We start from the raw sequence: 13607 nt of genomic DNA on the forward strand, positions 1-13607 counted from the left end.
GATGAATCCGCTAGGGCGCGCGACGCTCGCCTCCTTCGTCGCGCTCAAGCTCCCAGTCGCGGCGCATCATCACATAGGTGAACGAGGTGGACCAGCCGATCAGGATCAGGCCGACCAGCGGCTCGATGCTGGCGATCAGGCGGCTGGCGCCCACCGGGACGATATCGCCCAGGCTCTGCGTGGTGAAGGTTTCCAGCGCAAAGTAGGCGTAGACCAGCGCGCCTGGCTGCGTGTGGACGCGGGACACGCCGGCACTGCCCATCGCGGTCAGCCCGCCCAGGCCCAGCACGTGGTCGGCGAACCAGAAGCCCAGCGCAAACACCAGTGCTTCCAGGCAATGGACCACGATGATGCAGACGATCAGCACGCCGATGTTCATGCGCCCGCTCCAGCGCCGGGGGTGTATCGCCGACAGCAGCCGCAGCGCCTCGTAGTGAATGCCGACCACGGTCACGGTCAGCACGGCGGCGCACAGCAGGGCCAGCGAATAGTGTTCGGCGGAGGTTTCCATGCGCAGCGGCAGGCCTGGTCGGTGTCCGGAAGGATCGGGAACAGCGCGGGAAAAAAAGGCGCCCTCCAAAATAGCACTGGAAGGCGTTCAGGAAAACCAGGGAGCGGAATGCGGCTGGCGCGCGGCCGTGCTCGTAGCCCTGGCAGAGGGTTGGTGGCGGCCGGGTGGCCGCCGCATGGATCAGCTGCTGCTCTTGCAGGAGAGGTTGACGTACAGCGCGCCGCCCCATTTGAAGTTGCGGTTGCCACTGACCTGCACCTGGACAATGTCGTTAGCCGCCACCGTCGTCGTGGCCGGCGCCGAGCAGGTCCGCACGGAGGCGCCGAGCGAGCAGGCGGACGCGTCGGTGATGGCAAGCGGGGCGATCGTTTCCAGCGCCGCGCCGCTGGCGACACGGTATGCCGTCAGGGTGTAGTTGACTTCGTCATCGGGCACGTTGCCCGCCAGGCTCGCGTTCAGGGTCAGGCCGCCGCTGCAGCCCACCGGCATCACCGCGCCGAAATTCGGATCGATACTTTGGCGGTCCAGCCCGGTGCCGGTCATGACATAGGTGCCATTGCCATCCGGCGAGTTGTACACAGCGAAGTTGGCCGTGTAGATCGTCGCTCCGGCACCTGTTTCTCCTTGCTGGCCCTGGGGGCCGGTGGCGCCAGTCTCGCCGGTATCGCCCTTTTCACCCTTTTCGCCCTGCGGACCTTGCGCCCCGGCCGCGCCGTCGGACCCGGCCGGACCCGCCGGCCCGACCGGACCGGTCAGGCCGACCACGGAGACCCCGGCCGGCCAGCCTTCTGCCGTCTTCGGGCCGAACAGCGTGTTGGTGGTCGTATTGAGGTAGAAGCTGCCTTCGCTACCATCGGCAGCGGTGGGATCTGCCGCGCCGTGCAGCAGCACGGCGCCGGGCGCGCCGGCTACGCCCTGCGGGCCGACCAGCGACACGCCGGCAGGCCAGGCCCCGCCAGCCTTGGGTCCGTAGAGCGTCGAAGTCGTGGCATTGAGGTAGAAGTCGCCGTCCGTGCCAGCGTCCGCCGTGGGCGCATTGGTGCCGGACAGGATGGTCTTGCCGTTCGCGCCGGCCGGGCCGGCCACACTGGCGGATGGCGCGGCGCTGGCCGGCGCGGAATCTCCGCCACCGCCACCGCAACCGGCGAGCAGGATGGCGAGGCAGGCGAGCGGGATCGCCGCAAGTTTCAGGTCAATGTGTTGCACGATGGAAGCCCCCCGGTTTCTCATTAACGGCATGCCCGGATCCGTGCCGGGTGAGCCCAATCTAGAGATCGCGGCGATTCCGATAAATCGTGCATTCGCACGGGCTGTTTCATTAATGAAGCGCGTTTCCGGAGCATCGGAAAACTGCTCCCGCTTCAATAGCGCCAACGCCCGTTTAAAATTCAGGTGACTCGGGATAATGATTATGAAAATACCCGGATTGCCGCGCCTGGCGGTAACGCGGAGGCTGCCCGGCCCAATTCAGAGCAGGCGGATTCAAGCATCACGCGACCGCATCCGTGCGTGTCGGTGCGACCAGAAAATACCGGCAATATCTCGCCCAAATGGTTGAGTTCCGGATGAGACGGCGTGACTCCGGGTTGTTCAAAAGCGAAACGAATAATCGCCATTTACCCCTTCGTGGGGGGATATGCGCAGCACCGGCAAAACCAGCCGATTCATGCCGCACCTGGCCAGGTGCGGGAAGGCGCGGCGATGGACTATGCTGGAAATCCCAACAGCGTCTTCGTGGAGGCCATCGTGCGCAAATCTGTCCTTGTCCTTATGGCACTGCTGCTGGCCGGCGCCCCCGGCCTGGCGCTGGCCCATAACTGCCCCAATGAGATGAAGGCCATCGACGCCAAACTGTCGACCAGGCCGGCGCTGTCGCCAGAGGATTCCGCCAAGGTCGCCAAGCTGCGCGCCGACGGCGAGGCCTATCACAAGGCCGGCAAGCATGACGAAGCGATGAAATCACTGCTCGAAGCGAAGAAGATCCTGGGTATCTGATACCCATCGATAAAAAAGAGCCGCCACGCCCCCCGGCGTGGCGGCTTTGTTCTTTTTCCCGCGGCCGTCGCCGCAGCAGGCCGGGTCAGGAACCCGATCCGACCTGCTGGACCACGCCGTTGGGCGCCACCAGGTAATATTCCGCGCCAATCCCGACCCAGCGCGTGCCCTTGCGCGGCGCGGGCAGGTTGTATTGCTTGTAGTCGTCGATCACATACTGGCGGTCCCTGAACTCGGTGGGCAGCCGGTCACCCTTCTTCCACTGCTGCACCTGCATATAGGGCGAGTTCTGCGCCGCCGGCTCAGAGGCGGCCATGGGATCCGTCATCGGCTTGGGCTTGGACTTGGCGCCCTGCGCCATCGCAAACGGCGCCGCCAGCACGCTTGCCACCAGCAACAGCGCCGGCATCGCTTTCTTGGTCTTCATCGTGATCTCCTTGCGTACGGGAAAACCGAACTGCCGGAGGATCCGGACAGCATCTACCAGATTAGTCACAAATACGGACAACTGCGGCATCCGCCATCCATGGCGACGATTCTCGATGTGACCGATGATGCATTCTGCTTGGCAGATTGTTCACAATTGTTTGCGGGTTGGCGCCCATTGGGGGGGAGCCGCTGACGTCACCCAAGACTAGAATGGGTCCTGACAGAAACAATTTGTTACGGGCGGCCGCTACTCAGTCTGTCAGCGGGCCGTGGCCCCGCGGCCTCGCCGCTGCGGGCGCGCACCGCCCGCTATGTTCCCTGGCTCACGCCCTGTTCACGGCGCTTCGCACGCGGGCACCCGTCCCTGCCAGAGAACCATAAAAACAGGGGACTCTCCGTGTTGCACGATGCTGGTCAATTCCTGGCCCTGGTCAATCCCGCCATTGCCATCCTGCTTTCGCTCTGCTTCCTGCTGGCCTGGAACCATGAGCGCACGCGGCACTATCTGCTGCAGCTCGGTGCCTGCTATTTGCTGTACGCGCTTGCCATCGCCCTGCAGATCGTCTGGGTGCCGCGCATCGGCGGCGGCAACGCCACGGTCACCGGTGCGCTCTACCTGGGCAGTGCCGTGCTGATGCTGCGTGGCATGCTGGCGCGCATCGGCGCGCGCGTCGATACCTGCGCGCTGGTGTCGCTGCCGCTGGCCCTGTTTGCGGCGCTTGCCTGGTTTGATTTTGTGCAGCCCCAGCTGGTCGCCCGCATTTACATCCTGAATATCGGCATCGCGCTGATCCTGCTGCTGGGGATCGCGCCGCTTGCCCGCCTGCGCACGGGCAGCACCGCGGACCGGGTGCTGTTCTGGGTCTTCTTGTTGTTTGCCCTCCATTTCCTGCCGCGCACGGTGCTGACCATTGCTCCGGCCACCGGACAGGACGCTGCCGCCTTCACCCGCTCGGCCTACTGGCTGTGGCTGCAGGTCACGCTGGCATTGCTGCTGCTCACGCTGGCGCTGGCGCTGCTGGCGGCGACCACGCTGGACGTGATCGACGGCCTGCGGCATGAACGCGACACCGATCCGCTGACGCAGCTGCACACGCGCCGCAGCCTGGAGGCGCTGGCCGCGCGGGAAATCCCGCCACCTCAGGGCAAGCCGCTGAGTGTGCTGCTGTGCGACCTCGACTTCTTCAAGTTCATCAACGACAACTACGGCCACAGCGCCGGCGACGCGGTGCTGGCGCAAACCGGCCGGATCATCGCCGCCGGCGTCCGTCGGCGCGATATCGCCGCGCGCCTGGGCGGCGAGGAGTTCGTCGTGCTGTTGCCCGATACCCCGCCCGATGCCGCCTTGCATCTGGCCGAACGGTTGCGCCAGACGCTGGAGAGCTCGGAAATGGACGTGCTGCCGGGCATGCACACCGTGACCGCCAGCTTCGGCGTGGCCACGCTGCGGCCCGGCGAAGACCTGGAAGCACTACTGATGCGCGTGGACAACGTGCTGTACGCGGCCAAGAACAAGGGCAGGAATTGCGTGGAGTGGGAGCGGGAGGCCGGCTTGCCGGTGCTGCCGTGCCTCCCGTCCGGCGGCGGCTATGCAACCGCAGGCGCATCGCCCACAGCAAACTCCGGCCCGTCATAGCCCTCCGCCACCGCCACGCCGCCATCGAGCAAGCGCTGGCTCCAGTGGTCGATCGCCGCGCGCGCGGCAGTGCTGACATCGCGGCCCAGGACGAGCCGGACGGCCGCCGGCGCTTCCAGCCCGAAGCTGTGGATGGTTCCCCATGCGATCCGGTCGCGCTTGAAATCCCCGATCGCCTGCTCGACGCACAGGCCGCTGTCTGCCACCGCGGACGCCAGGAAGACATCGGGATGCCTGCGGGTCCAGTCGAGCACGTTGCCGATCTGGCGGATGCTCGCGGCACGGCAGGCGGCGATGGCGCCGTCACGGCCACCGTCGATCATCGCAAAGACGATATCGGCACCGGCGCGGGCCTGCGCGGCAACCGCGCCACCGGCCAACGCCGGATCGTGCTGGTTGCCACAGAAGGTCGTGAGTGCCGGCAGGCCAGGCACCACACTGCGCACGCCATGGAGAAACGCGGCGCGCCCCTTCAGCCCGGGACGCACCTTCTCGCCCGACAAATGGGCAACCACGCCGGTGCGCGAATCCGTCGCCGCCAGCACGCCTGCAAGGAAGGCGGACTGTTCCTGCAGCACCTCATAGCTCGCGGTATTGGCGCACAGCACGCTGCCCTGTGTGACCACGAAGCGCCGGGCGGGACGGCGAGCCGCTGCAACAGAAACGGGATAGTCCCCCTGTCCGCCATGCGCAACGATCAGGTCCGGGCCGGTCTCGCACAGCGCCAGCAGCGCTTCGGCGCGCACCTGCGGATCCGGATCGGCAATCCACGTCACCGCCACGTCGTGGCCGGCATTGCGTGCGCGCATGGCGCCGGCATACCCGGCTTCGTTGAAGCTGCCGCGTCCTTCGGGTCCGAACAGGACTACCTGGATGCGCGCGCTCATGACAGCGTCGCCCCGGTTGCCGCGACCACAGGACCCCAGGCCTGCGCCTGCTGGCGTACGTAGGCGGCGAACTCATCGGGCCGGCGCTCGGCCAGCACAAAGCCCTGGGCTTCCAGGCGGCCGCGCAGGCCCGGTTGTTGCAGGATGACCTGCAGTTGTTGATGCAAGCGTTGCACGATGTCCTCGGGCAGGTTGGCCGGCGCGGAGACGCCGACGAAGTTTTCGGCCACCAGGCCGGGATAGCCGGCTTGCGCCACGGTGGGCAGCTGGGGCGCCTGCGGCACGCGTTGTGCCGAGGTCACCGCCAGCAGGCGCAAGGCGCCGGACTGCAGCAACGGCAGGTTCTGCGGCAGGGCATCCACCGCAAACGGGATCTGTCCGCCGAGCAGGTCGGCGCGCATCGGGCCCGCGCCCTTGTATGGCACGTGCGTCAGCCGCAACCCTGCCTGCTGGCCAAACAGCTCGCCGACGATATGCGCCACCGACACCGCGCCGCCACTGCCGAACGGCACCGGGTCGCGCTGCGCGCGGATCCACGCCGCCAGCTCCGCCAGGTTGCGCGCCGGCACCGACGGATGCACGGCAAAGATCGTCGGCACCGCGCCGATGTAATGCACGTGCGTGAAGCTGCGTACCGGGTCGTAGGCGGGCCGCCTGAGCAGGAACGGCGAGATGCTCAGCGCCGCCGAGTTCGACATCAGCAGCGTGTAGCCGTCATTGGGTGCCGCGGCGACCGCTGCCGCGCCAATTGTCGATCCCGCCCCCGGGCGGTTGTCGGTCACGAACGGCTGTCCCAGCTTTTCCTGCAGCACCGGTGCCAGCAGCCGCGCCACGATGTCGCTGGACCCGCCCGGCGGGAAGGTCACCACCAGCCGCACCGGATGGCGCGGCCATGCCGCGGCGCCGCTGTCCGCGCGCGCCCGCATCCCCGGCAATGCCGGCACGGCCAGCGCCGCGGCAAGGAACTGTCTTCTCGAAATCACGACGGCGCTCCGGCTTTACAAGCGATGGCGCAGGCCGACGCCGCCGCCGAACTTGTTGCCACGCACGCCCATGAAGGCGGGCAGCGCATAGCTGCCGCTGATGCGGTTGAAATCGGCTTCCGCGTAGACGCTGGTGCGTCTGGACAAGCTGTACTCAGCCACGCTCGTCAGCATCAGCCGGTGGCCGCTGGCGGCGGTCTGCCGGTCATAGCCGACCCCCAGCGACAGCGCCAGCGCGGGCGTTGCCTGCACCGTGGCGCCGCCGGTCAGCACATGGTTGCGGGTCGGGCTCAGGTGGTAGCGGTTGTCCAGGTAGCCGAGCGCCAGCTTGACGCGCCCCAGCTGGCTGCTGCCGCCGATGCCCCAGATCGTGCGCTTCTCTTCGGTCGCCAGGGCATTGGTGCTCTGGAACAAGGCACCCACGTCGATCCGTGCCGTGGTCCAGGCCAGCGCCAGCCCCCGGCTGCTGCTGGCCGCCGCATCGCCCGGCACTTCGCCGAAGGTGTAGTGCGCCGCTGCCGAGAACGCGCCCCACTTGCCCGCGTACTTCGCCATGTTGTCTTGCCGCGGACCGGTATAGCCGTTGAGGATGGCCACCGCATCGAGATTGGGATGGCCATAGGGCTGGAAGCGGAAGCTCCCGTCATAGGCCGTGGTGAACTGGCGGCCGAACGTGAGCCTCCCCCACGCCTGGTGCTCGATCCCCAGGTAAGACTGCCGGCCGAACAGCCGGCCCGTACCCTGCGTGCCAACCTGTCTGTAGTTCGACGCCGCGGTGCCTTGCAGCGAAGTGCCCGTAGCCAGGTCGAAGCCGCTTTCCAGATTGAACAGCGCCGACCATCCCGCACCCAGCGCCTCATTGCCGCGCACGCCCCAGCGCGAGCCGCTGAAATAGCCCTCGCTCAGTTCAGCCAGGCGCTGATCCCCGCGGTTGTTGTCCGAGTATCGGACCATGGTGTCGATCAGGCCGTAGACCGATATGGAAGTCGATACTGATTGCGCCTGCGCCTGCTGCGCAACGCCGCAGCTCGCCCCCGCCAGCACGCCCGCAAGCGCCATGGCGTGACTGCGCCTTGTGTTCCCCACCTTCACGCACCACCCTCCGTTTTGCATACAAATTAAGAATGCAAAATATAGGGTGTGGCCGCACATCCGCATACGAATGTGTGCGCATGAGGAAATGCGGTTTGCGCGCAGAATGCGGGCGCAAAAAAGCCCGCGTAGCGGGCTTTCGGGGTGATGCTAAAGCGAGGTGTAAGTCAGAACGGTTCTATTGCGGAACGGCGTAAACATTCGCCGGTAACGCTGTCCACGAGCCACAGTCAGGTCTTCGTGGTCGATGAAGCGTCAAGATTGTCGGGCAGAGCTTGCCGCCGGGGTCGATGCGCTATGCGCTTGGGTATGGATAGTGTGCCGCAGCTTTGGGGACGCGTGCGCATCGAATACTCACTGTTTTCATATCTCTTTCGAGATCAAGCTGCCCGATGCTTTGGCTCGGTAGGCGCCGGATGGCGCCACGAACCCTCTTCATCACCATCTCAATTTTTTCTACCCCTTTCGGTTCAAGGGGTCGAGCGGAACATCCAGATCTTCGATGCTTAAGCCTCGCTGGAGGCAATGGAAGGCAATGCGCTGCCACCGCTGTAACCACTGCGTCTCGAGCTCTTCGTACCAGCAGATCCTTGCCCGCAGGCTCGCAACCGTTCGATCCAGGTAGGCGAGTTCATCGCTGTGCGTCCGGGACCGCGATGGGCGGGCGCCATCGGCCAGAGCGCGCTTCGCTTCTCGATAGGCATGCACGATTTCCGGATGGCGACTCAGCGCCTGCCGCGTATATCCGGAGTACGCTTCAATACGCTCCCAGGTCAGCGTGGTGCCAAGCTCCCGGTTCTGCCAGCGCTCAAGCTCAGCGATGATTCCCGCTTTCTTGCGCTCACTAATCTTCGCGTTCGCGCGGATGCTAGTCGGCATTTCGATGCTCCTGCTTCAGGTATCGCACAAGGTCGGCTTCATGGAAGCCCTGCGTCGCCAGCTGCTTCATCAGCTGCTGGTATCTGGTCATCAAGTGCCGATACCAATCGGCCTGCGTCAGGGATTGCGACCGGGCGCGAACCTTCACTGCATGAAGGCTGAGATACGCAACTGCAGCCTGCCTTTTTAGCTCTTGCGCTTTCGCCTCATCCGCCTGGATCCAGACGTAGTCGTTGCAGTTCGCCGTGCATTGGAGATGACGCTCGCACGGCGACATCTGGAAGTCGTGGATACATAGCCCTGGCCCAACGTCGTGAACTGCCTGGATGCGTGCAGTAAGGAAGGTGCGCGCGACTTCACGAGGCAGCGCCTTTGCGATCTCACCAATCTGCCCGCCAACCCGGCCATCAAGCACATCTTGCACGACCTGCGCAGCCCGTTGAGCAGAGGTGAGGTGCTGGTAACTCTTGGTGTCCGCGGCGTGATGGCGGCCAAACCATTTGGTTTGCACAAGGTCCGGGGCCCCACCTTCATCTAGCAGATGATTCAGGAAGTGGCGGAACCCGTGGGATCGAGCCCGCAATGCCAGACCATCCTCTCCGCGGAATTCATAGCGGTCGAATACGGATCGGGAACCGGCTCGTCCAGTCAAGAAGTCGTGAACATTCTGATCGGTCACGGGCCTGGCCGCATACGTCAGCGTGGTGTGCGTCCCTCGGTGTATCTGGTTTGCATAGACCACGCACAACGACTCGTGGAGCTCGAGCCCTTTGCCTGCGGGCCCAGGTATCAACGGCCCGAACCAGTGGTCTTTCGCGATGCCTTTGCACAGCGCATCTCGGCCAATGAGAAGTCCCCGATTCACGATCTCGAAGGGAATCTCGCGCGACTTCAGGAACTGAGCAATGTTCCGGCTTTTCAGCCCCAGCACGGCCCGTATGTCGTGGCCATTTAGCATCTCAGGTATGGATTTCCCCCGCAGAAGCAAACCATGGCGATTGGCCAGAAGTGCTACCCGGCGCGCCCCGGCTGTGACCTCTCGCAGTTCCGCAACCGCGGCCTCCACCAGCTCCACTGTCTCTGAGAGCAACGGCTTAAGATGCCACAGCACCGCCACGTCGTCGGCACGCCCCTTCAACCTGGCATAGCGCAGGTTCCTACTTCCATCCCTAGAGATGGTGATCGGCTTGACCGGTAGCGTGAGCATCTCCCCGATCCGAAGGCCAGTACAAACCATGATCGTGGCAATCAGAATCAGTATCCGATCAGCACGGGTTGAGTCATCGGCAGATTCCCCTTTCGGAATCGTCTGATAGAGCTTCCCGAGGGCACGGATGGCTTCCTCACTCGGGAGCCGGTCCGAGACCTCAGTGGGCCGATCGCCGATCCTGTCCGGTGTCAGCGACTGGGGCCGCGACTTCCGTCGGCATCGCCAATCCAGCCTTACCCGGCAGAGTCGGTGCCGATCCAAGGCATCGGCCAACTCTTCCATATGACCAATAACCTTGTATGCCGACGTCTCCCGCTCACGGCGGAACACCATGGCCGCTGCCCGGTCCAGATCGTCCTTTCGCAATTCACCGACGTCATGCCCCGCTTTTCGCGTGGCCTCGAACACGTAACGCGCAGCGCGAATGAACACGCTATGACTGCCTGCCGACTGCCCTCGCTTCTGGTGACGCACGCAAACGAGCGCCTTGATCACGTCGGAGAAGGGGGCGGGTATAGGATCTCCCACACCCCAGCCTCTACGCCTGTGTTGGGTGAACGGAAGACGCAGCGCGCGTGCTTTGTACCCGCGGGTGCGATGTTGATAGGCGACTGAGACGTCCCAGACCGCGGCATCCCATTCGACGTCGCCGAAGGGCGAGGACGCCTTTGCCGCAGCGATTAGTCTTTCGCGGCTCTCAAGCCAGTTCTCTCCTGCGCGATCGCCAATGCGGCCAACGGCCGCCATGGTCTTACGTCTGCTTGCCGTTCCGCTTTCCATAGCCAGCAACGAGTTGCACAACTTCCGCCACGGCGTAGATCACGTCATCCATCTGGACCGATAGGCGCATGCCGAGCCGGCTGCGACGGGCCTCTCGCCCACGAATCAACTCGACCAGTACGGCCTGATGGTCTGCCTCCACATAGGGCTGGAACTTTGGGCACAGGTAGCAGGAGAACGGAGGATCCAGCGAGCAACTCCGTGGCTGCCCACATGCCCCAATTTCCACCGGTGGCACCGCGTTCATGTCGCCCACGAAGCGGATCTTCTTGTCCGGGCTCACCTTTCCGGTTTCCGCCTGGCTTGTTCCAATGGGCGTCCCCTTGAACAGCTTCATGAGGGGGCCAAGCCGTATCGCAGCCGCTTGATCCAGGATGCGTGTCAGCCGCCTCCCCTTCAATGCGTAGTAGACACGCACATGCTGCGTATCAGAGTGATCAAGCATCGTGGCGAGAACCGTCTTGGAGACGCCAAGCTCCACCATCGTCGTCGCAAACGTGTACCTCAACCGGCGCGAACTAAGGCGAAGCTCAGCTGCTGTCCTAGGAGAGACGATGGCCATCCGGGTTGCAAACTTCCGTATGAGCCACAAGAACTCCTTGACCGTCATGTGGTACGCGTACTCGTCCACACCTGTCCCTGCTCTCCAGGCATCGGCGTCGGCTCGCATAAAGAGCGGCCGCGGGTATCCACCACAGTCAATCCCTTGATTCATGGCAAGGAGATCCTGCAGCATGACGAGAAGTTCATCACTCACCCGCTCTTCAACAAACTGCTGACGGACCCTCTGCCCCCGCTTCTTGATTCTGGGAATGGACAGCACCCATTGTGGCGGCACATTGAAGCCGGCAAGCCGATTCGACAGATCCGTCTCTCTCAAGAGACAGAAGTTCGACGGATTGCGACCGTAGGCCAAGCTTAGCGCTACAGCAGCGCGCTGCATCACGTGTGACCGCGCCGGCGAACGATCTTCTGCCAATGCACGCCGCAGAACTGTCACCTCTGTATCCCATAGCGGACCGCACTCTTCGTCTTCCAGCTCCACGGCCAGGCGTGAGTACCGCGCCGCAACCGGCGTGTCGTCCAGATCCAGTGCGAACTCCTCATCGAAGCCTAGGCACTCCAGCATTTCCGCCGACCAGAGATACCAGCTTCGCAGCAAGTAAAAGCCATCCATCGCCTTACGGGCACGTAGAACTTGAATCGACTTCATCAGGTGCCGACGCAGCGCATCCTGCAGATCGTCAGCGTGCTCAATGGACGACAGCAATTCCCAATGTTGCCGCAGCGCGCCATCCCCAGTGTCCGCGTCACAAGTTCTACCTCGCAGCGCGCCAACGACTGTCTTCAGAGCGTTTACAACGCTCGTCCCAGATTGCTGGGTCAGCAGCATTGCTGCCCACCTTCGCACGGCGTAGCCCACGATGACATTGCCATCAGAATGCTTCGCCCAATCGAATGTCGCATGCGCGGTCGGTACATTGAACTTCCATCGCGCGCTAGTCATGTCCATGCGACGGCCGTCTCGATCAATGACATGGTTTGGCAACAGCGCGAGCCGGTGTCTGCTCAGCAATGTCTCAATCGCACAATTGATCTCACCATTGGTCATTGCCAGTCTCCGCGGTCTGACACGCAAAGAGCAAAGACTGATAGCCAAGGCTGAGCTCGCATGACTCCCTGCGGATGGCCTCCGCCACGTAGGGTCTGAGCGAATCCGACGACCGCCAACCGAAGAAGTACATCATGTGTTTCTCGATTCTGTCCTCGTCCAGACCGTTTCGCAGACCTTGTGCCCGGAAGCTGGTGGCACACGTGCTGCGCAGAGAGTGGGGATGCAGATCGCGGAATTCCGGATCCATCGCCCCGACCTGGCCCAGTACGCCGTTGACGCGTGCCAGACTCATGGGCTTTCCATCTCGGCTCAGGAACAGGAAGGGCGTTTTGTCCGCGCCTGCAATTTCGCGGCGGGTCTGGCAGATGTAGGCATTGAGAAGCCGGGCAAGGGAGGCGTCACAAGGTAGCTGTCGCGAATCTGTCTTGACCTGGGGCTCGCTGCGCCTGGGGTCTCTTGCGTCATCTGGAGATCGCTCGATTCGTACCTCTGGAATCCTGCGCGACAGCAAGCAATCTCCCACTCTCAGCTTGAGTAACTCCCCTCGCCGCAGCCCCAGCAGCAGCAACATCAGCACGATGAGGTAGTTGCGCTCCTGATAGGGCCGCTTCCATGGATTCTTATCACTGCCGGGGCGACACACCATCAAGAGCCGAGTGACTTCTTCCTCGGACAGCGGCCTCGCGTGCTGTGGCGACGCGACGCGAGCGCGCCCTGCGTGGGCAAACGCGCGCTCGATTATCTTCAGCCTGTCCCTGATGTCGCGCAACTCCGCGCTCCCGGGTGACCAACGCGCCATGGCGCATTCAAGATGCCAGCTAATGAATCGGGCGACGACCTGCAATCGCTGCGCAACCGTGCTGGGCGAAACCACCAGCTTGTGCACCTTCGGGTGTCCCTGGAAGCTACGCCGCAGCCACGGGTAAAGCTGACTCACGATCTCGTCTGGAGAGAGGCCTTCACCGGTGTTCAGGCGCTCCTGCAGCGAGAATGGTTGTTTCGCCGCCCACGACCATAGGAAGCCCAGGATATGCAGCGACTTGGCCAGGCTGTTGGCCGCCAGCCGAGGGCGAAGGCGCTGGATCGCGTAGGCGTTGATCCAGCCAATGGGCTGCCTGCTCGCATCGAGCAGGATTGGCAATCGCTCTCCGTCTGGGTGGCGAACGATCACCACATGGAATCGGGCGTGCATGGGCTGTCTCCCGGCCAGCGCGTCCGAACCACCGTAGGCAATGTTTACGACTTTTCTGTGTCACGTACGGCTATTTCTGGTGACTTCAAAGCTTCACCCGCTTCGGGGCCGAATCAATGCCAGCAGCTTCGGGACCACGAGCCTGATGAATCAGGATCGCGCACGGTCTCGAACGCCAACTCGAAAGTTGACGGTCACGCTTCCTGACAAAGATTTATTCGCTGTGCGCAACATACCCCGGTATCTTTACACTGCCCCACCGCCCCATAAGGTACTGATAGAAAAGAAAAAACCCCGCACGAAGGCGGGGTCTTCTTTACAGATTTTCCTTACACAATCTCAGAACGGTTATGCCCACTAAAAACTGTGGGTAGACCGCTCGATGTGAGTGAGTAAAA

The 13607-nt window shown here is 63.5% G+C and carries 12 protein-coding genes; 2 read left to right on the plus strand and 10 right to left on the minus strand.

Annotated features, from left to right (window positions below; genetic code table 11):
• Positions 1 to 10: 10 nt before the first annotated feature.
• Together AC07UK_RS17010 and AC07UK_RS17015 are read right to left on the minus strand one after the other, a co-directional pair.
• A complete protein-coding gene (locus AC07UK_RS17010; RefSeq protein ID WP_436220778.1) occupies positions 11 to 511 on the minus strand; it encodes a two pore domain potassium channel family protein in 501 nt (166 codons plus the stop codon).
• A gap of 180 nt (positions 512 to 691) precedes the next feature.
• On the minus strand, positions 692 to 1876 hold the full coding sequence (locus AC07UK_RS17015; RefSeq protein ID WP_494686034.1) for a collagen-like protein: 1185 nt from the start codon (positions 1874 to 1876) through the stop codon (positions 692 to 694).
• Positions 1877 to 2281: 405 nt separating this feature from the next.
• Between AC07UK_RS17015 and AC07UK_RS17020 the strand changes: the two genes are divergently transcribed.
• A complete protein-coding gene (locus tag AC07UK_RS17020) occupies positions 2282 to 2506 on the plus strand; it encodes a PA2433 domain-containing protein (RefSeq protein ID WP_492378184.1) in 225 nt (74 codons plus the stop codon).
• 85 nt (positions 2507 to 2591) lie between these two features.
• Here AC07UK_RS17020 and AC07UK_RS17025 read toward each other — a convergent pair whose 3' ends face one another.
• Positions 2592 to 2933 carry an RcnB family protein gene (locus tag AC07UK_RS17025; RefSeq protein WP_436220776.1) on the minus strand — a complete coding sequence of 114 codons (342 nt, stop codon included), beginning with the start codon at positions 2931 to 2933 and terminating at the stop codon, positions 2592 to 2594.
• 399 nt (positions 2934 to 3332) lie between these two features.
• Between AC07UK_RS17025 and AC07UK_RS17030 the strand changes: the two genes are divergently transcribed.
• On the plus strand, positions 3333 to 4571 hold the full coding sequence (locus AC07UK_RS17030) for a GGDEF domain-containing protein (protein ID WP_436220775.1): 1239 nt from the start codon (positions 3333 to 3335) through the stop codon (positions 4569 to 4571).
• On the opposite strand, the gene AC07UK_RS17035 is transcribed toward AC07UK_RS17030, so the two are convergent.
• The 7 genes from AC07UK_RS17035 to AC07UK_RS17065 form a co-directional block, all read right to left on the minus strand.
• Positions 4523 to 5458: a BMP family ABC transporter substrate-binding protein gene (locus tag AC07UK_RS17035; RefSeq protein WP_494686035.1), complete on the minus strand. Its 936-nt coding sequence runs from the start codon at positions 5456 to 5458 to the stop codon at positions 4523 to 4525. The two genes, AC07UK_RS17030 and AC07UK_RS17035, sit on opposite strands and share 49 nt — an antisense overlap.
• Positions 5455 to 6441 carry a Bug family tripartite tricarboxylate transporter substrate binding protein gene (locus tag AC07UK_RS17040; protein WP_494686036.1) on the minus strand — a complete coding sequence of 329 codons (987 nt, stop codon included), beginning with the start codon at positions 6439 to 6441 and terminating at the stop codon, positions 5455 to 5457. The genes AC07UK_RS17035 and AC07UK_RS17040 overlap by 4 nt, the downstream gene beginning before the upstream one ends.
• Positions 6442 to 6456: 15 nt before the next feature.
• A complete protein-coding gene (locus AC07UK_RS17045; protein ID WP_494686037.1) occupies positions 6457 to 7500 on the minus strand; it encodes a porin in 1044 nt (347 codons plus the stop codon).
• A gap of 489 nt (positions 7501 to 7989) precedes the next feature.
• Positions 7990 to 8412: a hypothetical protein gene (locus tag AC07UK_RS17050; RefSeq protein ID WP_226797586.1), complete on the minus strand. Its 423-nt coding sequence runs from the start codon at positions 8410 to 8412 to the stop codon at positions 7990 to 7992.
• On the minus strand, positions 8402 to 10369 hold the full coding sequence (locus AC07UK_RS17055) for an integrase (protein ID WP_114131539.1): 1968 nt from the start codon (positions 10367 to 10369) through the stop codon (positions 8402 to 8404). The genes AC07UK_RS17050 and AC07UK_RS17055 overlap by 11 nt, the downstream gene beginning before the upstream one ends.
• A gap of 4 nt (positions 10370 to 10373) precedes the next feature.
• Positions 10374 to 12014, minus strand: a complete 1641-nt coding sequence (locus AC07UK_RS17060) for a tyrosine-type recombinase/integrase (RefSeq protein ID WP_114131538.1) — start codon at positions 12012 to 12014, stop codon at positions 10374 to 10376.
• Positions 12001 to 13209, minus strand: coding sequence for a tyrosine-type recombinase/integrase (locus AC07UK_RS17065; RefSeq protein WP_114131537.1), 1209 nt, complete (start codon positions 13207 to 13209; stop codon positions 12001 to 12003). The genes AC07UK_RS17060 and AC07UK_RS17065 overlap by 14 nt, the downstream gene beginning before the upstream one ends.
• Between the last annotated feature and the right edge of the window lie 398 nt (positions 13210 to 13607).

The sequence above is a fragment of the Cupriavidus sp. GW821-FHT07C08 genome (assembly GCF_059419025.1).

What these genes read in the sequence shown, in the direction of transcription:
- AC07UK_RS17060 (WP_114131538.1), bottom strand. Translation starts at nt 12,014, where the DNA reads ATGACCAATGGTGAGATCAATTGTGCGATTGAGACATTGCTGAGCAGA.
- AC07UK_RS17020 (WP_492378184.1), top strand. Translation starts at nt 2,282, where the DNA reads ATGGCACTGCTGCTGGCCGGCGCCCCCGGCCTGGCGCTGGCCCATAAC.
- AC07UK_RS17010 (WP_436220778.1), bottom strand. Translation starts at nt 511, where the DNA reads ATGGAAACCTCCGCCGAACACTATTCGCTGGCCCTGCTGTGCGCCGCC.
- AC07UK_RS17055 (WP_114131539.1), bottom strand. Translation starts at nt 10,369, where the DNA reads ATGGCGGCCGTTGGCCGCATTGGCGATCGCGCAGGAGAGAACTGGCTT.
- AC07UK_RS17025 (WP_436220776.1), bottom strand. Translation starts at nt 2,933, where the DNA reads ATGAAGACCAAGAAAGCGATGCCGGCGCTGTTGCTGGTGGCAAGCGTG.
- AC07UK_RS17035 (WP_494686035.1), bottom strand. Translation starts at nt 5,458, where the DNA reads ATGAGCGCGCGCATCCAGGTAGTCCTGTTCGGACCCGAAGGACGCGGC.
- AC07UK_RS17045 (WP_494686037.1), bottom strand. Translation starts at nt 7,500, where the DNA reads ATGGCGCTTGCGGGCGTGCTGGCGGGGGCGAGCTGCGGCGTTGCGCAG.
- AC07UK_RS17050 (WP_226797586.1), bottom strand. Translation starts at nt 8,412, where the DNA reads ATGCCGACTAGCATCCGCGCGAACGCGAAGATTAGTGAGCGCAAGAAA.
- AC07UK_RS17065 (WP_114131537.1), bottom strand. Translation starts at nt 13,209, where the DNA reads ATGCACGCCCGATTCCATGTGGTGATCGTTCGCCACCCAGACGGAGAG.